This is a genomic window from Streptomyces sp. NPDC014801 (assembly GCF_043082085.1).
Lineage (GTDB): Bacteria > Actinomycetota > Actinomycetes > Streptomycetales > Streptomycetaceae > Streptomyces.
This window is the reverse complement of sequence record NZ_JBIBXG010000005.1, coordinates 417,937-439,597: the sequence shown is the minus strand read 5'-3', so window position 1 is coordinate 439,597 and position 21,661 is coordinate 417,937. Positions and strand designations below refer to the sequence as shown.

The 21,661-nt window shown below is 71.0% G+C and carries 17 protein-coding genes and 1 pseudogene; 4 read left to right on the top strand and 14 right to left on the bottom strand.

The genetic code is table 11. From position 1 onward, the window contains the following. Positions 1-5: 5 nt before the first annotated feature. The 6 genes from ACF1AL_RS14275 to ACF1AL_RS14250 all read right to left on the bottom strand — a co-directional run bounded on the left by ACF1AL_RS14275 (position 6) and on the right by ACF1AL_RS14250 (position 6,803). Positions 6-845, bottom strand: a complete 840-nt coding sequence (locus ACF1AL_RS14275; RefSeq protein ID WP_366838311.1) for a shikimate dehydrogenase — start codon at positions 843-845, stop codon at positions 6-8. Then, on the bottom strand, positions 826-2,715 hold the full coding sequence (gene mltG / locus ACF1AL_RS14270; protein WP_391826012.1) for an endolytic transglycosylase MltG: 1,890 nt from the start codon (positions 2,713-2,715) through the stop codon (positions 826-828). Before mltG ends, ACF1AL_RS14275 begins: the two co-directional genes overlap by 20 nt. A 122-nt stretch (positions 2,716-2,837) precedes the next feature. Then, positions 2,838-3,302 carry a Holliday junction resolvase RuvX gene (gene ruvX, locus ACF1AL_RS14265; RefSeq protein WP_366838313.1) on the bottom strand — a complete coding sequence of 155 codons (465 nt, stop codon included), beginning with the start codon at positions 3,300-3,302 and terminating at the stop codon, positions 2,838-2,840. Positions 3,303-3,329: 27 nt separating this feature from the next. Continuing rightward, positions 3,330-6,002 (bottom strand): alanine--tRNA ligase, encoded by a 2,673-nt coding sequence (alaS, locus tag ACF1AL_RS14260; protein WP_391826011.1) that lies wholly within the window; start codon positions 6,000-6,002, stop codon positions 3,330-3,332. After that, complete coding sequence (locus ACF1AL_RS14255; RefSeq protein WP_366838315.1) at positions 6,002-6,349, bottom strand: hypothetical protein; 348 nt, start codon at positions 6,347-6,349, stop codon at positions 6,002-6,004. The genes alaS and ACF1AL_RS14255 overlap by 1 nt, the downstream gene beginning before the upstream one ends. 16 nt (positions 6,350-6,365) lie before the next feature. Continuing rightward, positions 6,366-6,803 carry a DUF948 domain-containing protein gene (locus ACF1AL_RS14250; protein ID WP_366838316.1) on the bottom strand — a complete coding sequence of 146 codons (438 nt, stop codon included), beginning with the start codon at positions 6,801-6,803 and terminating at the stop codon, positions 6,366-6,368. Positions 6,804-6,956: 153 nt separating this feature from the next. On the opposite strand from ACF1AL_RS14250, the gene ACF1AL_RS14245 reads away from it, so the two are divergent. Continuing rightward, entirely contained in the window at positions 6,957-9,125 is a 2,169-nt protein-coding gene (locus tag ACF1AL_RS14245) for an ATP-binding protein (RefSeq protein ID WP_391780217.1), read from the top strand. 23 nt (positions 9,126-9,148) lie between these two features. Here ACF1AL_RS14245 and rpsD read toward each other — a convergent pair whose 3' ends face one another. The 3 genes from rpsD to ACF1AL_RS14230 all read right to left on the bottom strand — a co-directional run bounded on the left by rpsD (position 9,149) and on the right by ACF1AL_RS14230 (position 12,256). After that, positions 9,149-9,763, bottom strand: coding sequence for a 30S ribosomal protein S4 (gene rpsD / locus ACF1AL_RS14240; protein WP_029383113.1), 615 nt, complete (start codon positions 9,761-9,763; stop codon positions 9,149-9,151). 290 nt (positions 9,764-10,053) lie between these two features. After that, positions 10,054-11,409, bottom strand: a complete 1,356-nt coding sequence (locus tag ACF1AL_RS14235) for a replication-associated recombination protein A (RefSeq protein ID WP_366838318.1) — start codon at positions 11,407-11,409, stop codon at positions 10,054-10,056. 187 nt (positions 11,410-11,596) lie between these two features. Continuing rightward, complete coding sequence (locus ACF1AL_RS14230) at positions 11,597-12,256, bottom strand: vitamin K epoxide reductase family protein (protein ID WP_391826010.1); 660 nt, start codon at positions 12,254-12,256, stop codon at positions 11,597-11,599. 210 nt (positions 12,257-12,466) lie between these two features. Between ACF1AL_RS14230 and ACF1AL_RS14225 the strand changes: the two are divergent. After that, positions 12,467-12,717, top strand: a pseudogene (locus tag ACF1AL_RS14225) (ATP-binding cassette domain-containing protein); the annotation flags it as partial. Between the two features lie 65 nt (positions 12,718-12,782). On the opposite strand, the gene hisS reads toward ACF1AL_RS14225, so the two are convergent. Next, the gene (gene hisS / locus ACF1AL_RS14220) at positions 12,783-14,048 is read right to left on the bottom strand and encodes a histidine--tRNA ligase (RefSeq protein WP_391826009.1); all 1,266 of its coding nucleotides are present in this window, start codon (positions 14,046-14,048) and stop codon (positions 12,783-12,785) included. A gap of 13 nt (positions 14,049-14,061) precedes the next feature. After that, a complete protein-coding gene (locus tag ACF1AL_RS14215) occupies positions 14,062-14,775 on the bottom strand; it encodes an MBL fold metallo-hydrolase (protein WP_391826008.1) in 714 nt (237 codons plus the stop codon). Positions 14,776-14,965: 190 nt separating this feature from the next. Here ACF1AL_RS14215 and ACF1AL_RS14210 point away from each other — a divergent pair, with 190 nt between their 5' ends. Together ACF1AL_RS14210 and ACF1AL_RS14205 are read left to right on the top strand one after the other, a co-directional pair. Then, the gene (locus ACF1AL_RS14210; protein ID WP_391657789.1) at positions 14,966-15,787 is read left to right on the top strand and encodes a peptidylprolyl isomerase; all 822 of its coding nucleotides are present in this window, start codon (positions 14,966-14,968) and stop codon (positions 15,785-15,787) included. A gap of 157 nt (positions 15,788-15,944) precedes the next feature. After that, the gene (locus ACF1AL_RS14205) at positions 15,945-17,174 is read left to right on the top strand and encodes a DUF349 domain-containing protein (protein WP_391657788.1); all 1,230 of its coding nucleotides are present in this window, start codon (positions 15,945-15,947) and stop codon (positions 17,172-17,174) included. Between the two features lie 103 nt (positions 17,175-17,277). Here ACF1AL_RS14205 and relA read toward each other — a convergent pair whose 3' ends face one another. The 3 genes from relA to secF all read right to left on the bottom strand — a co-directional run bounded on the left by relA (position 17,278) and on the right by secF (position 21,660). Continuing rightward, entirely contained in the window at positions 17,278-19,821 is a 2,544-nt protein-coding gene (gene relA / locus ACF1AL_RS14200; RefSeq protein ID WP_366838324.1) for a GTP pyrophosphokinase, read from the bottom strand. Between the two features lie 193 nt (positions 19,822-20,014). Then, positions 20,015-20,554, bottom strand: coding sequence for an adenine phosphoribosyltransferase (locus tag ACF1AL_RS14195; protein WP_391657786.1), 540 nt, complete (start codon positions 20,552-20,554; stop codon positions 20,015-20,017). Next, on the bottom strand, positions 20,551-21,660 hold the full coding sequence (gene secF / locus ACF1AL_RS14190; protein ID WP_391657785.1) for a protein translocase subunit SecF: 1,110 nt from the start codon (positions 21,658-21,660) through the stop codon (positions 20,551-20,553). The genes ACF1AL_RS14195 and secF overlap by 4 nt, the downstream gene beginning before the upstream one ends. Position 21,661 lies beyond the last annotated feature (1 nt).

Below are 21,661 nucleotides of genomic sequence, written 5' to 3'. Positions count from 1 at the left end.
GGGTGTCAGCGTTCGCCGAGGGCCTTCTCGCCGGCCCGGCGCATCGCCTCCAGGGGGGCCGGGGCGCGGCCGGTCATCTGCTCGACCTGGAGGACGGCCTGGTGCACCAGCAGGTCCAGGCCGCTGACCACGGCCCCGCCGAACATCGACCAGCGCGCCGCCAGCTCGGTCGGCCATGGGTCGTACAGCACGTCGAAGAGCGTCGCGGGCCGCTCCGGTACGGCGGCGGCGAGGGCGTCCGTCGTCCCGGCGGGGGTGGTCGCGATCACCAGGGGCGCCCGCAGCGCCTCGGCCGCGTCCGCCCAGTCGGCGGTGCGCACCTCGACGTCCAGGCGCTCGCCCCACTGGCGCATCTCGGCGGCGCGGGCCTCGCTGCGCACATAGACGACGACCTCGCCGGTGCACACCCGGGACAGCGCGGCGAGCGCGGAGGAGGCGGTGGCGCCGGCGCCGAGGACGGCGGCCGTGCCGACCTGTTCGATGCCGTGTTCGCGCAGCGCGGCGACCATGCCGGGGATGTCGGTGTTGTCGCCGACGCGGCGGCCGTCCTCGGTGCAGACGACCGTGTTGACGGCCTCCACCGAGGACGCGGTCTCGCTGATCTCGTCGAGCAGCGGGATCACGGCCCGCTTCAGCGGCATGGTCAGCGACAGCCCCGCCCAGTTCGGCCCCAGCGTCTCGAAGAAGCCGGGCAGGCCGGCCTCGTCGACCTCGAAACGCTCGTAGGTCCAGCCGTCGAGCCCCAGTTCCGCGTACGCGGTGCGGTGCAGCACCGGGGAGAGCGAGTGGGCGATGGGCGAGCCGAGGACGGCGGCCCGGCGGGCGTCAGTTGCCCGAGCTGTCATTGAACTTGTCCTTGAGCTTCTGGAAATCGGCGTACGTCTTGGCGAACTCGGTGTTGTTCTCGCCGTCGGTCGCCACGAAGTAGATCCAGCCGTCGTGCGTCGGATTCAGCGCCGCCTTCAGGGCGTCGTCACCGGGGTTGCCGATGGGGCCGGGCGGCAGCCCCCTGTTGGTGTACGTGTTGTACGGGTCCTTGTTGCTGTTGATCTCGCGTTCGCTGATGTGGATGTTGCTCTCGCCCTTGAGGTAGTTGAAGGTCGAGTCGAACTGGAGCAGCTGGTTGGTCTCCGTGTTGGTGGGCTTGAGGCGGTTGTAGACCACTTCGGCCATCTTGCGGTAGTCGTCGTGGGTCTTGCCCTCGGCCTGCACGAGGCTCGCGACCGTGACGAGCTGCAGCGGGTTCTTCAGCCCCAGGGCCTGCGCCTTGCCCGCCAGGTCGTACTTCCCGTACGCGTCGCCGGCCTGCTTCACCATGTCCTTCAGCACGGTCTCGGGCTTCATGCCCTTGGCCGCGGGATAGGTGCCCGGGTAGAGGAAGCCCTCCAGCGGGTCCTTGATGTCGCTGTCGCTGTTCGCCCAGCCCGGCAGGCCGAGGCTCTTGTACTGCTTCTTGGCGATGTCCTTGGTGGTGCCGGAGGACAGGCCCAGCTTCAGGTCGATCGCCGCGTAGACATGCGCGTTGCGCTCGCCGGGCGTGACCATGATGTTGTTCTGGCTCTTGGGGTCGAGCATCATCTCGACGGCGCTGGCGGCCGACATCTGCTTGCGCAGGATGTAGGCGCCGGCCTGGATGGTGTTGCCCTTCGGGTTCTGCTGCTGGGCGGAGACGAACGCGTCGACGCTCTTGACCACGCCGGCCGCCTTGAGCCGGCGGCCGATGTCGTAACCGCCGGCGCCCCTGGGGATCTCGACGGTGACCGTCTCGCTGGTGCCGTCGCCCGCGTAGTCCGGGGCGGAGCCGAAACGATTTTGGTAGAAGGTGTAGCCGACGTAGCCGACCCCGGCGAGGCCGCCGCCGAACACCAGGGCGACCACCAGGCAGGCCAGGCCGTTGCGGCTCTTCTTCTTGCCGCCCTTGCCGCCTTTTCCGCCCTTGGCGTCCCTGCCCCCGCCTCCACCGCGCCGGGCGGCACGTCCGCGGGGTTCGGGCTCCTCCTCCGGGTCCTCCCCGTCGTCGCCCGCGAAGAAGGCGTGCTCGCCCTGGTCGGGGCCGGGGTCCCAGTCGGTGTCCCGCGGCTCGGGCTCGGGCCGCCTGCGGCCGGGCGGCTCCGGCGGCGGGTAGGCGTCCGCCGTCTGGTAGAAGTCGGGCTGCTCGCCGCCGTAGGCGACGGCGTGCTGTCCGTAGGGGTCGGCGGGGTCCGGCGGGTAGGGCACGTGCGCGTGCGTGCCCGTGCCGTCCCAGCCGCCGTCCTGCGGGTAGGACTGCTCACCGTAGTACTGCTGCGGGACCTGCTGGTCCTGGCCGTAACCCGGCTGCCGGCCCTGGCCGTGATCGGGCTGTGCGCCCTGGCCGTACCCGGAGTGCGGGTCCTGGCCGTACCCGGAGTGCGGGTCCTGGCCGTAACCGGAGTGCGGGTCCTGGCCGTAACCGGGCTGCCGGTCCTGGGCGTATCCGGTCTGCTGGTCGTATCCGGACTGTTGGCCGTAGCCGGACTGCGGGTCGTAACCCGCCTGCTGGTCGTGACCGGGCTGCTGCCCGTGGCCCCAGTCGCCGTACTGCTGCTGAGGGTGGTGCGGCTGCTGCGGGTGCCGGCCGTCGTAGGCAGCCTGATGGCCCGCGTGGGGCTGCTGCCCTCCCCATCCGCCGTCCCCGTACGACGGGTCCTCCGGATGCCACGGTTCGGAGCCTTGGCCCCGGCCATACTCAGTCATCGATCCCCTAGAGCCGCGAGGCGGCGGCAACGCGGCCGGTGGCTCCGGCTCCCGTCCCGCCTCTTGCTGTGCGGCAGCTGTTCGAACACCGCCGCACCGCGCGGAACGTTACCGTATCGCGATCAGATGACCACTTCGACGCCCTCGCCGGGTGCCGTCCCTGACACCCGTTCGGATTCGAGCGCCTGCTGCAGGATGATGACGGCGGCCGCCTGGTCGATGACCGAGCGGCCCTTCTTGGACTTCACGCCCGAGGCGCGCAGCCCCTGGCTCGCCGTGACCGTGGTCATCCGCTCGTCCACCAGGCGGACCGGCACCGGCGCGATGCCCCGGGCCAGCTCCTGGGCGAAGGCGCGGACCTTGACCGCGGCCGGGCCCTCGCCCCCCTTGAGGGAACGAGGGAGGCCGACGACGACCTCGATCGGTTCGTACTCCTCCACCAGCTGCCGCAGGCGGCGGTGGGCGGCGGGGACGTCCCGGCCCGGGACCGTCTCCACCGGGGTGGCGAGGATCCCGTCGGGGTCGCACGAGGCGACCCCGATCCGGGCGTCCCCGACGTCGATCGAGAGCCGGCGTCCTCTGCGCATGTTTCCGACCGTTTCCTTACCCGGCCGTCACTTGGCCGTCTCGGCGACGAGGCGCTCGACGGCGTCGACGGCCTCGCCGACGGCGGCCGGGTTCTGGCCGCCGCCCTGGGCGACGTCCGGCTTGCCGCCACCGCCGCCACCGAGGGTCTTGGCGGCGGTGCGGACCAGGTCACCGGCCTTGAGACCGCGCTCGCGGGCGGCCTCGTTGGTGGCGATGACCGTCAGCGGCTTGCCGTTGTTCACCGTGAACAGGGCGACCACGGCGGCCCGGCCGCCCTGGATGCGGCCGCGCACGTCGAGGACCAGCTTGCGCAGGTCGTCGGGGGTGGTGCCGTCCGGGACCTGGCCGGTGACGAGGGCCACGCCGCGCACGTCCTTGGCGGACTCGGCGAGGCCGGCGGCGGCCTGCAGCACCTTCTCGGCGCGGAACTTCTCGATCTCCTTCTCGGCGTCCTTCAGCTTGCCGAGCATGGCGGAGACCTTCTCCGGCAGCTCCTCCGGGCGGCCCTTGAGCAGCTCGGTGAGCTGGTTGACGACCGTGTGCTCCCGGGCGAGGAAGCTGTAGGCGTCCACCCCGACGAGGGCCTCGATACGGCGCACACCGGAGCCGATGGAGGACTCGCCGAGCAGCTTCACCAGACCCAGCTGGGAGGTGTTGTGCACGTGGGTGCCGCCGCACAGCTCCTTGGAGAAGTCGCCGATGGTGACCACGCGGACCCGCTCGCCGTACTTCTCGCCGAACTCGGCGATGGCGCCCTGCTTCTTGGCCTCGTCGATGCCCATGACCTCGGCGTGCACCGACAGGTCGCGGGCGAGCACCTCGTTGATCTTCTGCTCGACGTCGGTCATCACGGCCGTCGGCACGGCGGACGGGGAGCCGAAGTCGAAGCGGAAGCGGCCGGGCTGGTTCTCGGAACCGGCCTGGGCGGCCGTCGGGCCGAGGGCGTCGCGCAGGGCCTGGTGGGTCAGGTGGGTGGCCGAGTGGGCGCGGGCGATGGCGTGCCGGCGGCGGGCGTCGATCGAGGCGTGGGCCTTGGCGCCGACGGTGACCTCGCCGACCTGGACGACGCCCTTGTGGACGTAGACACCCGGGACCGGCTTCTGGCAGTCGCGGATCTCGATGACGGCACCGGAGTCGGCCTTGATCCTGCCGGTGTCGCCGATCTGGCCGCCGCCCTCGGCGTAGAACGGGGTGCGGTCGAGGACGATCTCCACCTCGTCGCCCTCGGTGGCGGCCGGCGAGGACACGCCGTCGACGAGGATGCCGACGATCGTGGACTCGCCCTCGGTGTCGGTGTAGCCGATGAAGTCGGTCTCGCCGGCGGTGTCGGCGATCTCCCGGTAGGCACCGAGGTCGGCGTGGCCGGTCTTCTTGGCCTGGGCGTCGGCCTTGGCGCGCTCCCGCTGCTCCTTCATCAGGCGGCGGAAGCCGTCCTCGTCCACGGACAGCCCCTGCTCGGCGGCCATCTCGAGGGTGAGGTCGATCGGGAAGCCCCAGGTGTCGTGGAGCAGGAAGGCCTTCTCGCCGGACAGGACCGTGCCGCCGGACTGCTTGGTCTCGGTGACGGCGGTGTCGAGGATGTTGGTGCCGGCCTTCAGCGTCTTGAGGAAGGCGTTCTCCTCGGCGACGGCGACCTTCTCGATGCGCTCACGGTCGGTGATCAGCTCGGGGTACTGCTGGCCCATCATGCCGATCACGGTGTCGATCAGGTCCTTGACGACCGGACCGGTGGCACCGAGGAGGCGCATGTTGCGGATGGCGCGGCGCATGATGCGGCGCAGGACGTAGCCGCGGCCCTCGTTGCCGGGGGTGACGCCGTCACCGATGAGCATCACCGAGGTGCGCATGTGGTCGGTGACCACGCGCAGGGAGACGTCCGAGTCGTGGGCGTCGCCGTAGGCCACGCCGGTCAGCTCGGTGGCCTTGTTGATGACGGCCATGGAGGTGTCGATCTCGTACATGTTCTGCACGCCCTGCAGAATCATGGCGAGACGCTCCAGGCCGAGGCCCGTGTCGATGTTCTTGCTCGGCAGCTCGCCGAGGATCTCGAAGTTGTCCTTGCCGATGCCCTCGCCGCGCTCGTACTGCATGAAGACGAGGTTCCAGATCTCCACGTACCGCTCGTCGTTGACGGCGGGGCCGCCCTCGACGCCGAACTCGGGGCCGCGGTCGTAGTTGATCTCGGAGCAGGGGCCGCACGGGCCGGGCACGCCCATGGACCAGTAGTTGTCCTTCATGCCGAGGCGCTGGATGCGCTCCTTCGGCACGCCGACGACCTCGTGCCAGATGCGCTCGGCCTCGTCGTCGTCCTGGTAGACGGTGATCCAGAGCTTCTCCGGCTCCAGGCCGTAACCACCCTTGTCCTGGGGCGTGGTGAGCAGCTCCCAGGCGTACGTGATGGCGCCTTCCTTGAAGTAGTCGCCGAAGGAGAAGTTGCCGCACATCTGGAAGAACGTGCCGTGGCGCGTGGTCTTGCCGACCTCTTCGATGTCGGGCGTGCGCACGCACTTCTGCACGCTGGTGGCGCGCGGGAACGGCGGCTTGACCTCGCCCAGGAAGTAGGGCTTGAAGGGCACCATGCCGGCCGGGACGAGGAGCAGAGTCGGGTCGTCCGCGATGAGCGACGCCGAAGGGACGACGGTGTGCCCGCGCTCCTCGAAGAAGCTCAGCCAGCGACGGCGGATCTCAGCCGACTCCATCAGTGGTCCTCATTCCGGTTGTACGAGTACGCCGTGTTCTCGACGTACGTCGGGTTGCTGCGGTTGTTCTCGATGGCGGCGAGCCGCCGGGGGGCGGGGAGTTCCGGGTTCTCGTGGATGCCGAGGGCCTCCTCGAGCTCGGCCTCCCGCTGGGCCATGTTGTCGCGGACGTCGAGGGCGAACCCCACCGCTCGGTCCTTGAGCCGCTGGCCCGTCTCGAGCGCCTTGTTCGCCGCGGTCGCGGCGAGGTGCTCGGGCGTCAGCTGCTTCAGCTTGCGGTTGACCTTGGTGGTGGCCCACACACCGGCGGCGACGCCCGTGGTGAACCAGAACGTACGGCGGAACATCGCTCGGTCTCAGTCCTTACTTCCGCTTGCCCCGTCGCGTGATCGGGACGGTGCGGCCCACGATCACGGTACGCCTCGCTTCCTGCGCGGGCACGTCCCCCTTGCGGCCGCCGAGCGCCCGGCGGACGCCGTAGCCGAAGGCCGCGACCTTGACCAGCGGGCCGCCGAAGGTGGAGGCGACCGTGGTCGACAGCGCGGAGGCGTTGGAGGTGACCTCCTGCACGTCGGAGGCGATCGCGTCGACCCGGTCGATCTGGGTCTGCGCGGAGCGCACCGCCGCGGAGGCGTCGGCCAGCAGCGGGACGGCCTGGTCGGTCACGTCCGCCACGAGCTTGGTGGTCGCCTTGAGCGTCTGGGCCAGCCTCGCGAGAGCCACCGCGAGGAAGGAGACCAGGATCGCCCAGAACACGGCCACCAGGATCCCGGCCACCTCTCCACCGGACACTGTGCGCACCCGCTCCCTGAAACGTGCCTGAACATCGAGAAAGTCGTGCACCGAGCCTATCGCGCCGGGGCTCGGGCTCCGTACCGGATTAGGGGGCGTGGACGCCGGAGTTCCGGGAAGCGATTGTACGCGGTGATTACGGTTCAGTACGCTCCGTGTCCCATGCGAGATCATCAACGCGCCGGGTCCCCCCAGGGCGGCAACCTGCCTGCGGAATCCACCGCGTTCGTCGGCCGCGCCGCCGAACTGGCCGAGCTGGCCGAGGCCCTGCGCCTGACACGGCTGGTGACGGTGACCGGTCCGGGCGGGGTCGGCAAGTCGCGGCTGGCGGCCCGGGCGGCGGCGCACTGCCCGGTCCGCGACGGCGTGTGGCACGTGGACCTGGCGCCGCTGCGCGACGGCGGACTCGTCGAGTACGCCCTCGTGGAGGCGCTCGGACTGACCGACCACACCCGCCGGGGTCCCCGCGAGACGCTGCTCGCGCATCTCGCCGGGCGGGAACTCCTGCTGCTGCTCGACGGGTTCGAGCACCTGGCCGAGGCCTGTGCCGACCTGGTCGCCGATCTGCTGGCCCGGCTGCCCGGGCTGCGGATCCTGGCGGTGGGGCGCCGGCCGCTGCTGCTGGCCGGGGAACGGCTGCTGACGCTGGCGCCGCTCGGCGAGGAGGAGGCGGTGGAGCTGTTCGCCGACCGCGCCGCCGCGCTGGGGGTGCCGGTGGGCGACGACCCCCGGGTGCCGGAGCTGTGCCGGCGCCTGGACGGGATCCCGCTGGCCCTGGAACTGGCGGCCGGGCGGCTGCGGGCGCTGTCGCCGGGGCAGCTGCTGGAGCGCCTCGACGACCGGTTCCGGCTGCTGGCGGGCGGGACGCGGGACGCGCTGCCCCGGCACCGCACCCTGCGCACCGCGATCGGCTGGAGCCACGAGCTGTGCACGGCGCCCGAGCGGCTGCTGTGGGCCCGCCTCACGGTGTTCGCGGGGCAGTTCGACCTGGACGCGGTCGAGTACGTGTGCAGCGGGCACGGCCTGCCCGCCGAAGACGTCCTGGACGTGCTGACCGAGCTGATCGCGCAGTCCGTCGTCACCCGTGAGGAGACCGCGTCGGGCACCCGCTACCGCATGCTCGACACGATCCGGGCCTACGGCGCCGAGTGGCTCGCGGCGACGGGGGACGCGGAGCGGATGCGGCGCCGCCACCGCGACTGGTACATGGGCCTGGCGACGTGGTGCGAGCTGGACTGGTTCTCACCCCGGCAGGCGGAGGTGGCCGAGCGCGTCGAGGCCGAACTGCCGAATCTGCGGTGCGCGCTGGAGCACTGCCTGAGCGAGCCGGGCGAGGCGCATCTGGGCCAGTATCTGGCCGGTTCCCTGTGGTTCTACTGGGTGGGCTGCGGGCGGCTGGCCGAGGGCCGGCACTGGCTGGGCCGCAGCCTGGAGCTGGAGACGGAGGGGACCGGGCACAGCGCGGGCGAACAGCCGCGGCTGAAGGCGCTGTGGGTGCTGGGCTATGTGGCGATCCTGCAGGGCGACCCGGTCCCGGCGCTGGCGGCCCTGACCGAGTGCCGGTCGGAGGCGGAGCGGCTGGGCAGCGCGACGGGCATCGCCTACGCCGAGCACCGCACCGGCTGTCTGGCGCTGGTCACGGACGACATGGCGCGTGCGGAGCGGCTGTTGCGCTCGGCGCTGGAGCGCTACCGCGAGATCGGCGAGCTCAACAGCAACGTGCTGATGGCCCAGGTGGAACTGGCGATGACGAGGGCGTTCCAGGGGGACCTGCCGGACGCGGTGCGGCTGAGCGAGGACGTGCGCCGGGTGTGCGAGGACCACGGCGAGCGGTGGGCGCTGTCGTACGCGCTGTTCGTGCTGGCGTACGCGGCCTGGGCGCAGGAGGACCTGCCGCGGGCGCGGGCGCTGCTGACCGAGTGCCTGGGCAGCGCGCACGCGTTTCACGATCTGCTCGGCTCGGTGCTGGCGATGGAGCTGCTGGCGCTGGTCACCGCCTCCGAGGGGGACGCGGTGGAGGCGGCGGTGCTGCAGGGCGCGGCGGCCCGGATGTGGCCGTCGGTGGGGCTGCCGCTGTTCGGCTCCGCCCACTACAGCGGTCCGCACCGGCGGTGCGAGGCGATGGCCCGGGAGCGGCTCGGCGACGCGCGCTACGAGGAGTGCCTGGACCGGGGGCGCCTGCTGGACCGGTCCGAGGCGGTGACACGGGCGCTGCGCGGGCGCCGGTCGCTGCGCGCGGTGCCGCCGCCGCGCAGGGCGGTGCGGGACGGCGGTACAACGCGGCAGCCCGCCGCCTCGCCCACCCGGAAGGGCGGGGAGACGACGGGCTGAGGAGTGCTCGCGCCTGCCGTGGATCAGCGGGCGTAGTACTCGACGACGAGCTGCTCGTCGCAGATCACCGGGATCTCCTTGCGGTTCGGCTCGCGGTCCAGGCGGAACGCCAGGGCCTTGAGGTTCACCTGCAGGTAGCGCGGGGTCTCGCCGTCGGGGGCGAAGCCACCCTCACGGGCGATCGTGAAGAGCGTCTTCTCCTTGGAGCGGTCGCGGACCTGGACGACATCGTCGGGACGGACGACGAAGGACGGCTTGTCGACCTTCTTGCCGTTGACCTGGATGTGGCCGTGGACGACCATCTGGCGGGCCTGGTAGATCGTCCGGGCGATGCCGGAGCGCAGGACCAGCGCGTCGAGGCGCTTCTCCAGCTCCACGATCAGGGCCTCACCGGTCTTGCCCTGGACCTTGGACGCGCGCTCGTAGGCGCGGACCAGCTGGCGCTCGGAGATGTCGTACTGAGCGCGCAGGCGCTGCTTCTCGAGCAGACGGACCTTGTAGTCCGAGTTCTGCTTGCGGCCGCGGCCGTGCTCACCCGGCGGGTAGGGGCGGGCCTCGAAGTACTTGACGGCCTTCGGGGTCAGCGCGATGCCGAGGGCACGCGACTTCTTGACCTTGGGGCGGGACTGGTTCGCCACTGTTTCTCTTTTCCTAGTTTCGGCTTGTCAGGGTTGCGGGAGGTCGCATCCGCAGCCGGGGAAACCCGCCTCGCCGCGATGGACGAAGGTGGGCAGCCGCTCCCTGGTCTGGGCACATACGTGCAGCACGCGAGTGGCCCACCGACCTCTCCCGGGGCTCCGGGTGGTGGTGGGCTGCCCGCGACACCGTTCGACGGTGCGCGACGCTCCTGGAACCCGCGGAGGGTTCCGGCCGGCTGTCCCGCTCTGACAGCACGGGACTCGGCACTTCGGAGCAGTCTACAGGGCCCTCACGACCGCTTGCGACCGAGGTGCTTGCGGGTCCACTCCACCGCGTCCGCGTAGCGCGCCTCGGCGCCGTGCCGGGTCGGGGTGTAGTACTCGCGGTCCTTCAGGGCGTCCGGGGCGTACTGCTGGGCGGCGATGCCCTCGGCCAGGTCGTGCGGGTAGACGTACCCCTTGCCGTGCCCGAGCTTGCCGGCGCCCTGGTAGTGGCTGTCGCGCAGATGCGCCGGCACGGGCCCGGCCAGTCCCTTGCGTACGTCGTCCAGGGCGGCGCCGATCGCGGTGGTGGCGGCGTTGGACTTGGGGGCGAGCGCGAGGGCGATGGTGGCGTGGCTGAGGGTGAGCGCGGCCTCCGGGAAGCCGATCATGGCGACGGCCTGGGCGGCGGCGACCGCGATCGGCAGGGCGTTCGGGTCGGCGAGGCCGATGTCCTCGCTGGCGGAGATCATCAGCCGGCGGGCGATGAACCGGGGGTCCTCGCCGGCCTCGATCATGCGGGCCAGGTAGTGCAGGGCGGCGTCGACGTCGGAGCCGCGGATGGACTTGATCAGGGCGCTGGCGACGTCGTAGTGCTGGTCGCCGTCGCGGTCGTACTTCACCGCGGCCCGGTCGACGGTCTCCTCCAGGGTGGACAGGGAGATCTCCGTCTCGCCCTTGTCCAGGGCGGCCCCGGCGGCCGCCTCCAGGGCGGTCAGGGCGCGGCGCGCGTCTCCGCCGGCGATCCGCAGCAGGTGGTCCTCGGTGTCCTCGGGCAGGCCGACGGCCTCCTTCAGGCCGCGCTCGTCGGCGAGGGCGCGCCGGAGCAGGCCGCGGATGTCGTCGTCGGTGAGCGGTTCGAGGGTGAGCAGCAGGGAGCGGGAGAGCAGGGGGGAGATCACCGAGAAGTACGGGTTCTCCGTCGTCGCCGCGATCAGGGTCACCCAGCGGTTCTCGACGGCCGGCAGGAGGGAGTCCTGCTGGGCCTTGCTGAAGCGGTGGATCTCGTCGAGGAAGAGGACCGTCTCCTGGCCGTAGCCGCCGCTGGCGCGGCGGGCGCCGTCGATGACCGTGCGGACCTCTTTCACGCCCGCGGTGATCGCGGACAGCTCCACGAAGCGCTTGTTGGTGGCCTTGGAGACGACGTAGGCGAGGGTGGTCTTGCCGGTGCCGGGCGGGCCCCACAGGATCACCGAGGACGGCCCGGCCGGGCCGCCGACGCCCTCCCCCACCAGGCGGCGCAGGGGTGAGCCCGGCTTGAGCAGGTGCTGCTGGCCGACGACCTCGTCGAGGGTGCGCGGACGCATCCGGACCGCGAGGGGACTGGTCGTCGGGTCCTTCTCCTGGCGTTCTTCTGCTGCGGCGGTGAACAGGTCGGGCTCCACGCCAGAAACCCTAAATCACCGCACTGACAACGCGGCCGGCCGCGGGGGGCGGCCGGCCGGGGTCGGGTGCTGCGGGGGCTGCGGGGTCGGGTGCTGCGGGGGCTGCGGGCGGCGGGTGGCTCAGCCGGTGGGCGACGGGCGCCACAGCCGCTGGGTGTGGCGCCTCAGCCGGAGGGCGGCCGGCGCCTCAGCTGGTCCAGAAGTCCCACCAGCGGGTCAGCACCAGCATGCCGACGATGCCGATGTGCAGCACCGGCATCACCCAGGTGAACTCGCCGAAGAAGCCCTTGAGCCAGCGCGGGGCGGGCAGCAGGTCGTTGCGGATGTTGAACGAGGTCACGTACCAGAACATGATGATCGTGGCGACCCAGGCCAGGCAGCACCACAGGCACAGCGCGTTGATCCGGTACAGCGACTGGAACTGCAGCCAGGTGCAGAACCCCACGCCGAACAGCGTGCCGAAGTTGAAGGTGAGCCAGTACCAGCGCGGGAAGCGGGCGCGGGCGAGCAGGCTCATGCCGACGCAGACGACGATGCCGTAGCAGACCAGGCCGAGCATCGGGTTGGGGAACCCGAAGGCGGCGGCCTGCTTGGACTCCATCACGCTGCCGCAGGAGACGACCGGGTTGAGGCTGCAGCCGGGGGTGAACGTCTTGCCCGCGACCTTGGCCTCGAGGAGCTTGAACTTGTCGAGCGTGATGACCCAGGCGGCGAGCAGTCCGGCCGCGCCGGTGATCACCAGCAGCAGCGCGAAGGCACGGCTGCCGCCCACGGAGCGCGGCGCGGCGGCCCCGGCGTGCTGCGGCTCGGGTTCGGTGGAGACGTCCTTCACTGTCGTCTTGCTCATTCCGCCGGTTCCGTCACTTGAGAGTTGGACCTTCTTCGGGCAGGGCCATTGTGCCGCACGCGACCCACTGTCCACCGTTCGATGAACATAAGGAAGTACGCACGGTGGGTGCCGAGCGTTCGATTCCGGCCGGATGCTCTCGGCAGGACAGCAGCGGACGGGGAAACACCGGCCGTCGAGGTACGGAGGCTGCGCAAGCGGTAGGGGGACGTGACCGCTGCAGACGGCATCGACCTGCGGATACGCGCCGGAAGGTGTGCGGACTGCTCGGCCCGAGCGGTGCAGGAAAGTCCACCACGGTGGAGATCCCGCAGGGCAACCGGAGCCTTGACGCGGGCGAGCTCCGGGTCCTCGGGGCGGACCCGGCGACGGCCACACGCGCGTGACGCTCGCGCGTCGGAATCGTCTGGCAGGACGAATGCGCGCCCGCCGAGTTGACGGTCCGCGCGACCGTCCGGCACGGGCCGGGCCGTGAACGGCGAGGGGCGCCGGGGTGTGACCCCGGCGCCCCTCGGCGGGGTTGTCGTCAGCCGCCGAGGCGGGATTCCAGCTCCGCGACGATCTCGCCCACGCCGACCGCGATCTGCTCGCCGGACTCCATGTCCTTGAGCTGGACGACGCCCTCGGCGAGGTCGCGCTCGCCGGCGACGATCGTGTAGCGGGCGCCGCTGCGGTTGGCGTTCTTCATCGCGCCCTTGAGGCCCTTGTGGCCGTAAGAGAAGTCCGCCGCCACACCGATCTTGCGCAGTTCGGTGACCTTGGCGAACAGCACCCGGCGGGCCTCCTCGCCGAGCGGGACCGCGAAGACGCTGGTGGTGGAGGGGAGTTCGAGCGCGACGCCCTCCGCCTCCAGGGCGAGGACCGTGCGGTCCACGCCGAGGGCCCAGCCGACGGACGGCAGCGCCGGGCCGCCGATCATCTCCGACAGGCCGTCGTAGCGGCCGCCGCCGCCCACCGCGGACTGCGAGCCGAGGCCGTCGTGGACGAACTCGAAGGTGGTGCGGGTGTAGTAGTCCAGGCCGCGGACCAGCTTCGGGTCGTCCTCGAAGGTGACGCCCGCGGCGGTGATCAGCTCACGGACCTCCTCGTGGTACGCCTTGCAGGCGTCGCAGAGGTAGTCGCGCAGCAGCGGGGCGTCGCCGAGCTGCTTCTGGACCGACTCGCGCTTGTCGTCGAGGACGCGCAGCGGGTTGATCTCGGCGCGGCGGCGGGTGTCCTCGTCGATGTCCAGACCGCGCAGGAAGTCCTGCAGCGCCTGCCGGTACACCGGCCGGCACTCCTTGTCGCCCAGCGAGTTCAGCAGGATGCGGAAGTCGCGCAGGCCGAGCGAGCGGTACGCCTGGTCGGCGAGGATGATCAGCTCGGCGTCCAGCGCCGGGTCCTCCGCGCCGATCGCCTCGGCGCCGACCTGCGAGAAGTGCCGGTAACGGCCCTTCTGCGGGCGCTCGTAGCGGTAGTAGGAGCCGGAGTACCACAGCTTGACGGGGAGGTTGCCCGCCTTGTGCAGGTTGGCCTCCAGCGCGGCGCGCAGCACGGAGGCGGTGCCCTCGGGACGCAGGGCGAGCTTGTCGCCGCCCTTGGTCTCGAAGGCGTACATCTCCTTGGTGACGATGTCGGTGGACTCGCCGACACCGCGCGCGAACAGCTCGACGTTCTCGAAGCCGGGGGTCTCGATGTAGCCGTAGCCGGAGGTGCGCAGCGGGGCGGCGATGGCCTCGCGCACGGCCAGGTACTTCGCGGAGTCCGGCGGGATGAGGTCGTACGTGCCCTTGGGGGCCTTGAAGGTGCTCACGGAAGGTCTCTCGTCACATTCCTCGTCGGGGAGCGCGCGGGGCGTCCGCTCCCTGGCCGGCGGCCACCTGCCGCAGATAGGGGTTGGTGGCGCGCTCCTGGCCGATGGTCGTGTACTCGTTGTGCCCGGGCAGCACCACGGTGGAGTCGTCGAGCGGCAGGACCACGCGGGCCAGGGACTCGAGCATGTCGTCCATGGAGCCACCGGGGAAGTCGGTGCGTCCGATGGAGCCGGCGAACAGCAGGTCGCCCGAGAAGAGGATGGGCGGGATGTCCGCCGCCTCGGGCAGCCCGAAGGTCACCGACCCCATGGTATGGCCGGGGGCGTGCGACACGGTCAGCTCCAGGCCGGCCAGCTCCAGCTTGACGCCGTCGGTCAGCTCCTTGACGTCGTCCGGCTCCCCCACGGTCAGCTCCCCCATGAGCGGCATGCCGATGGTGCGGCCGATGCCCTTCTCGGGGTCGCTCATCATGAACCGGTCCTCGGGGTGGATCCAGGCCGGGACGTCGTGCGCACCGCAGACGGGGACGACCGAGGCCACGTGGTCGATGTGGCCGTGGGTGAGGACGACGGCGACGGGCTTGAGCCGATGCTTCTTCAGCGCCTCTTCGACTCCGGGGGCCGCCTGGTGGCCCGGGTCGATGATCACGCACTCCTCACCGGCGGCGGGGGCGACGAGATAGCAGTTCGTCCCCCAGGCCCCGGCGGGGAACCCGGCAATGAGCACGATCGTCCTTCGTTGTGGCGGTTGCGGTCGGTTCGCGGGCGCCTGCGTCGGCCCGCGCCCGCTGTCAGAGCCTACCGGCGCTGCCGATTCCTCAGCGAACCCATATACGGTACGGGGCACACGCAGGCGATCGGCTCATCAGACGCACGCGCCCCAACCGACGTACGAGACGCATTGAGGAGTAAACCCGGTGGTCAGCCAGGAGCAGCGGCGGCGTCAGCTCGCCCGGGAGAAGTTCTTGCGGCAGCAGCAGCGGCGGACCGACGCGCGGCGCAAGGCGCGGGTCCGCAATTCCGTCATCGCCTCGGTGCTCGGCGTGGTCGTGGTGGGCAGCCTCGCGCTGTACACGACCGGTGCGTTCAAGGGCGACGACGACAAGGCGAACGCGAGCGCCGAGGTGACGCCGTCGGCCTCGGCCAAGCCGAAGGACCCGTGCGCGAAGCCGGCTCCGGGTTCGGTGAAGAAGCTGAAGTTCGGCAAGGAGCCGGCGCTGACGATCGACACGTCGGCGAAGTACACGATGAAGCTCGACACCACGTGCGGCGAGATCGACCTCGACCTGAAGGCGAAGGCCGCCCCGCACACGGTGAACTCGTTCAGCTTCCTCGCGGGCAAGGGCTACTTCGACCACACCAAGTGCCACCGCCTGACCGACACCGGCATCTACGTGCTGCAGTGCGGCGACCCGACGGCCACCGGCATGGGCGACCCGGGCTACAAGATGAAGGACGAGAACCTCAAGGACGCGAGCCTGAAGGGCAACGTGTACCCGGCGGGCACGGTGGCGATGGCGAACTCCGGCCCGAACACCAACGGCAGCCAGTTCTTCCTGGTCTACCAGGACAGCCCGCTGCCGCCCAGCTACACACCGTTCGGTACGGTGTCCGAGGCGGGCATGAAGGTGCTGAAGAAGATCGCGGGAGCCGGCGCCCAGCCCGCCGACCCCACCACGCAGAACACCGCGCCCAACGCGACGGTGGTGATCAACAAGGCGACCGTCACGAAGTCGTGACGCCGCGGGGGCGTTCTCGGTGGCCAGCGGGGAAATTTCGGTCGCGCTGGATGCGGACAGGCAACCCGCTGGTCGCCTATGTTGGCGGTGAACAAACTGTGGACGATGCCCGGGGGAGCTCGAAGGCCCCTCGCAGGCATCATGTGGAGGAGGCGCTGTGAGCAGCGACCCGTGGGGCCGCGTCGACGAGACGGGGACCGTGTACGTGCGAACGGCCGACGGTGAGCAGGTCGTCGGTTCCTGGCAGGCCGGCTCCCCCGAGGAAGCGCTGGCCTACTTCGAGCGCAAGTACGAGGGCCTGGTTGTCGAGATCGGCCTCCTCGAGAAGCGAGTGCGCACCACCGACCTGTCCGCCAAGGACGCGATGGCCGCGATCGACCACCTGCGCGAGCAGGTCGACGCGCACCACGCGGTCGGTGACCTGGACGCGCTGCGGGCGCGCCTGGACAAGCTCGTGCAGACCGTCGAGGCGCGCCGCGAGGAGCGCAAGGCGCAGCGCGCGAAGCAGGCCGACGAGGCACGGCACGCCAAGGAGGCCCTGGTCGTCGAGGCCGAGGAGCTGGCGCAGTCCGACCAGTGGCGGGCGGCCGGTGAGCGGCTGCGGGCCCTGGTGGACACCTGGAAGGGGCTGCCCCGGCTGGACCGCAAGTCGGACGACGAGCTGTGGCACCGCTTCTCGCACGCCCGCTCGGCGTTCTCCAAGCGGCGCAAGGCGCACTTCGCGCAGCTGGACGCGCAGCGCGAGGAGGCCCGCCGCACCAAGGAGCGGCTGGTCGCCGAGGCCGAGGAGCTGTCGAACTCGACGGACTGGGGTCCGACGGCCGCCCGCTACCGCGAGCTGATGGCCGAGTGGAAGGCCGCGGGCCGCGCCCAGCGTGAGCACGAGGACGACCTGTGGAACCGCTTCCGCGGCGCCCAGGACGTCTTCTTCGCCGCGCGCAGCTCGGTCTTCGCCGAGCGTGACGCCGAGCAGGCGGAGAACCTGAAGCTGAAGGAGGAGCTGGCCGAGGAGGCCGAGAAGCTCCTGCCGGTGACGGATCTCAAGGCCGCGCGGGCCGCGTTCCGCTCGATCAACGAGCGCTGGGAGGCCATCGGCCATGTGCCGCGGGACGCCCGGCCGAAGGTCGAGGGCCGGATGCACGCCGTCGAGCGGGCGATCCAGGAGGCCGAGGAGGCCGAGTGGCGCCGGACGAACCCGGAGGCACGCGCGCGTGCCGAGGGTCTGACCGGTCAGCTGCAGGCCGCCGTCGACAAGCTGAAGGGCCAGATCGAGCAGGCGCGCGCCCAGGGCAACACCGCGAAGGCCGAGAAGCTGGAGCGGGAGCTGGAGGGCCGCCAGGCGCTGCTGGACCAGGCGCTGAAGGGCCTGCAGGAGTTCGGCGGCTGATCCACCGGATCGGCCCGCATGCGTAAAGCCCCCCGTACCTCGCCGGTACGGGGGGCTTTCGCATGCCGCGGGGTGAGGGCCCCTGAGGGCCCTGTGGCGTCCGCTACGACGGCCGGCGGGCCGAGGTGACGCGGTAGACGTCGTAGACGCCCTCGACGCCGCGTACGGCCTTCAGGACGTGCCCCAGGTGCTTGGGGTCGCCCATCTCGAAGGTGAACCGGGAGGTGGCCACCCGGTCGCGGGAGGTCTGCACCGCCGCCGACAGGATGTTGACGTGCTGGTCGGACAGCACGCGCGTGACGTCCGACAGCAGCCGGGAGCGGTCCAGGGCCTCCACCTGGATGGCGACCAGGAAGACCGAGGACTGGGTGGGCGCCCACTCGACGTCGAGGATGCGCTCCGGCTCCCGGGACAGCGACTCCACGTTGACGCAGTCGCTGCGGTGAACCGATACGCCGCTGCCGCGGGTGACGAAGCCGATGATCGGATCGCCGGGCACCGGGGTACAACAGCGGGCCAGCTTCACCCACACGTCGTCGACGCCCTTGACGACCACACCGGGGTCGTTGCTGCTGCGGCGCTTGCGGGAGCGGCCGCGGGCCGGCGGGACCGACTCGTCGATCTCCTCGGTGGCGGCCTCCTCGCCGCCGAGCGCCTGCACCAGCTTCTGCACGATGTGCTGCGCCGAGACATGGCCCTCGCCGATCGCCGCGTACAGCGCGGAGATGTCCGAGTAGCGCATCTCGTGCGCCAGCGTGACCAGGGAGTCGCCGGTGAGGATGCGCTGGATCGGCAGGTTCTGCTTGCGCATGGCCCGCACGATGGCGTCCTTGCCCTGCTCGATCGCCTCGTCGCGGCGCTCCTTGGAGAACCAGGCCCGGATCTTGTTGCGGGCGCGGGGCGACTTGACGAAGCCGAGCCAGTCCCGGGACGGGCCGGCGCCGGGCGCCTTGGAGGTGAAGACCTCCACCAGGTCGCCGTTGTCGAGCGTCGACTCCAGCGGGACGAGCCGGCCGTTGACCCGCGCCCCTATGGTGCGGTGGCCGACCTCGGTGTGCACGGCGTAGGCGAAGTCCACCGGGGTGGCGCCGGCCGGCAGCGCGATGACGTCGCCCTTGGGGGTGAAGACGAAGACCTCGTTGCGGGAGAGGTCGAACCGCAGGGACTCCAGGAACTCGCCCGGGTCCTCGGTCTCCTTCTGCCAGTCCAGCAGCTGCCGCAGCCACGCCATGTCGTTGAGGTGGTCGTCCTTGCCCTTGCCGGACGACTTCGGCGCGTCACTGCGCACCTTGGAGGCGCCGGCGACGGCGTCCTGCTTGTACTTCCAGTGCGCGGCGATGCCGTACTCGGCGCGGCGGTGCATGTCGAAGGTGCGGATCTGCAGCTCGACCGGCTTGCCGCTGGGCCCGATGACCGTCGTGTGCAGCGACTGGTACATGTTGAACTTGGGCATCGCGATGTAGTCCTTGAACCGCCCGGGAACGGGGTTCCAGCGGGCGTGGACGGTGCCCAGCGCGGCGTAGCAGTCGCGGACGGTGTCCACCAGGACGCGGATGCCGACCAGGTCGTAGATCTCCGCGAAGTCACGGCCGCGGACGATCATCTTCTGGTAGACGCTGTAGTAGTGCTTCGGGCGGCCGGTGACGGTGGCGCGGATGCGGGCCGCGCGCAGGTCCGACTGGACCTCGTCGATCACCTTGGCCAGGTACTCGTCGCGCTTGGGGGCGCGCTCGGCGACCAGGCGCACGATCTCGTCGTACATCTTGGGGTAGAGGATCGCGAAGGCGAGGTCCTCCAGCTCCCACTTGATGGTGTTCATGCCCAGGCGGTGGGCGAGCGGCGCGTAGATCTCCAGGGTCTCGCGCGCCTTCTTCTCCTGCTTCTCGCGCTTGAGGTAGCGCATGGTGCGCATATTGTGCAGGCGGTCGGCGAGCTTGATGACGAGGACGCGGGGGTCCTTGGCCATGGCGACGACCATCTTGCGCACGGTCTCGGCCTGCGCGGCCTCGCCGAACTTGACCTTGTCCAGCTTGGTCACGCCGTCCACGAGCAGGGCGACGACGTCGCCGAAGTCGCGGCGCAGGTCCTCCAGGCCGTACTCGGTGTCCTCGACGGTGTCGTGCAGCAGGCCGGCCATCAGGGTGGCCGGATCCATGCCCAGCTCGGCGAGGATGGTGGTGACGGCGAGCGGGTGCGTGATGTACGGGTCGCCGCTCTTGCGCTTCTGGCCGCGGTGCCAGCGCTCGGCGACCTGGTAGGCGCGCTCGATCTGGCGCAGCACCGAGTTCTCGATCTTGGGGTCGTTGCTGCGGACTATCCGCAGCAGCGGTTCCAGGACCGGGTTGTAGGGGTTCGCGCGCTGGACGCCGAGACGGGCCAGACGGGCGCGGACGCGGTTGGAGGAGCCGGTGCGCGGCGCGGGCTGGGGGGCCGGGGCGCGGACCACGGGCGGGTTGACGGGCCGCTCGGGGGGTGCGGGCTTGGGGCGGGTCTCCTCGGCCGGCTTGTCGACGGGCGCGGCCTGGGCGTGCTGCACCGGCCCGCGGGTGTCGTTCGTCGCGTGCGGCGCGCTCGGCGCGGGCTGGGCCGCGGGTCCCGGGGCGGGCTCGGGCTTGGCGGCGGTCAGGTGCTGGGCCTCGTCTGGCAAGAGGACTCCTCGTGCGCGATCCGGGTCCCCCGGTCAGGCTCCGGAGTCCCCATCGTAGCGATCCTGGGCTCCAGGATCGCCTTCAGGCCAGGGTGAAGGCCCTGTACCGGGCAAAAACACCGGGGGCGGGCGCCGGATTCCTCCGGGCCCGCCCCCGGTGTCAGGGCGGTTGTCTCGATCGGCCGGGCCTCGCTCAGACCGTGAGCAGCGCCTGCAGCGGGGCCTCGCCGAGCGCGGCCTGCAGGCGCGGGCGGCCCTGCAGGAAGCTCAGCTCCATCAGGACCGCCGCGCCGGTGACCGTGGCGCCCGCCCGCTGGACGAGCTGGACCGCGGCCTGGGCGGTGCCGCCGGTGGCGAGGACGTCGTCGACGATCAGGACACGGTCCTGAGGCGTCAGGTCCTCGGCGTGCACCTCGATCTCCGCCGAGCCGTACTCCAGGTCGTAGGCCTGGCTGAGGGTCGCTCCGGGGAGCTTGCCCGCCTTGCGGACCGGGATGAAGCCGAGGCCCGCGCGGACCGCGACCGGGGCGCCGAGGATGAAGCCCCGGGCCTCCAGGCCGACGATCTTGGTGGCGCCGGTCTGCTCGGCGATCATCGCGAACGCGTCGGTGAGCACGGTGAACGCCGCCGGGTCCGCGAGCAGCGGGGTGATGTCCTTGAACATCACTCCGGGCTCGGGGTAGTCGGCCACGTCCCGGATGCGGCTGAGCAGCAGCTCCTCGATGCCCGTCATCGGCGCTTCCCGGAGGGGCGGCCACGGCCGCCGCGGTTGCGGGACGCGGACTGCTCGCGCGGCCCGACGACCGCCGGGGTGGCGTCGTCCGTCTCGTCGGCGCCGGTACGGGCCGCGGCGGTCTCCTGGCCGGCCGCGCCCTGGGCCCGCTTGGCCAGGACGCGCTTGCGCAGGGCCTTCATCTGCGGCTCGCGCTCCTTGAGGTCGGCGACGAGCGGCGTGGCGATGAAGATCGAGGAGTACGCACCGGCCGCGAGGCCGACGAACAGCGACAGCGAGATGTCGTTGAGCATGCCCGCGCCGAGGAAGCCGCCGCCGATGAACAGCAGGCCCGCGACCGGCAGCAGCGCGACCACCGTGGTGTTGATGGAGCGGACCAGGGTGCCGTTGATGGAGCGGTTGGCGACGTCGCTGTAGGTCCACTTGGTCTGCTTGGTGATGTCCTTCGTCTGCTCCTTGAGGCTGTCGAAGACGACGACCGTGTCGTAGAGCGAGTAACCGAGGATGGTCAGCAGACCGATCACCGTACCCGGCGTGACCTCGAAGCCGACGAGGGCGTAGATGCCGGTGGTGATGGTGATGTCGTGGATCAGGGCGACGAGCGCGGCCAGCGCCATCCGCCACTCGAAGGCGATCGCCAGGTAGATCACGACCAGGATCATGAAGATCGCCAGGCCCTGCCAGGCCTTGTTGGCGATCTGCTCGCCCCAGCTGGGGCCGACCAGGTCGGCGTTGATCTTCTCGGTGTCGACCTTCAGGTCCTTGGCGAGGGTGTCCTTGATGCGGTCGGCGTCGGCGGTGTCGATGCCGGCGACCTGGATGCGCAGGCTGCCGTCGCCGAGCTTCTGGACGATCGCGTCGTGACCGGAGGCGTCCTGCGCGTAGCCCTCGGCGGTGGCGACCGAGGCGGACATGTTCTTCGGGGTGGTGAAGACCGCGCCGCCCTGGAACTCGATGCCCATGTTCAGGCCGCGCACCGCCAGGCCGAGGATGGCCGTGATGGTGATCAGGATCGAGACGCCGTACCAGATCTTGCGGTTGCCGATGAAGTCGTAACCGACTTCGCCGCGGTGGAGCCGGGCGCCGAGGTTGCCGAGCTTCGACATC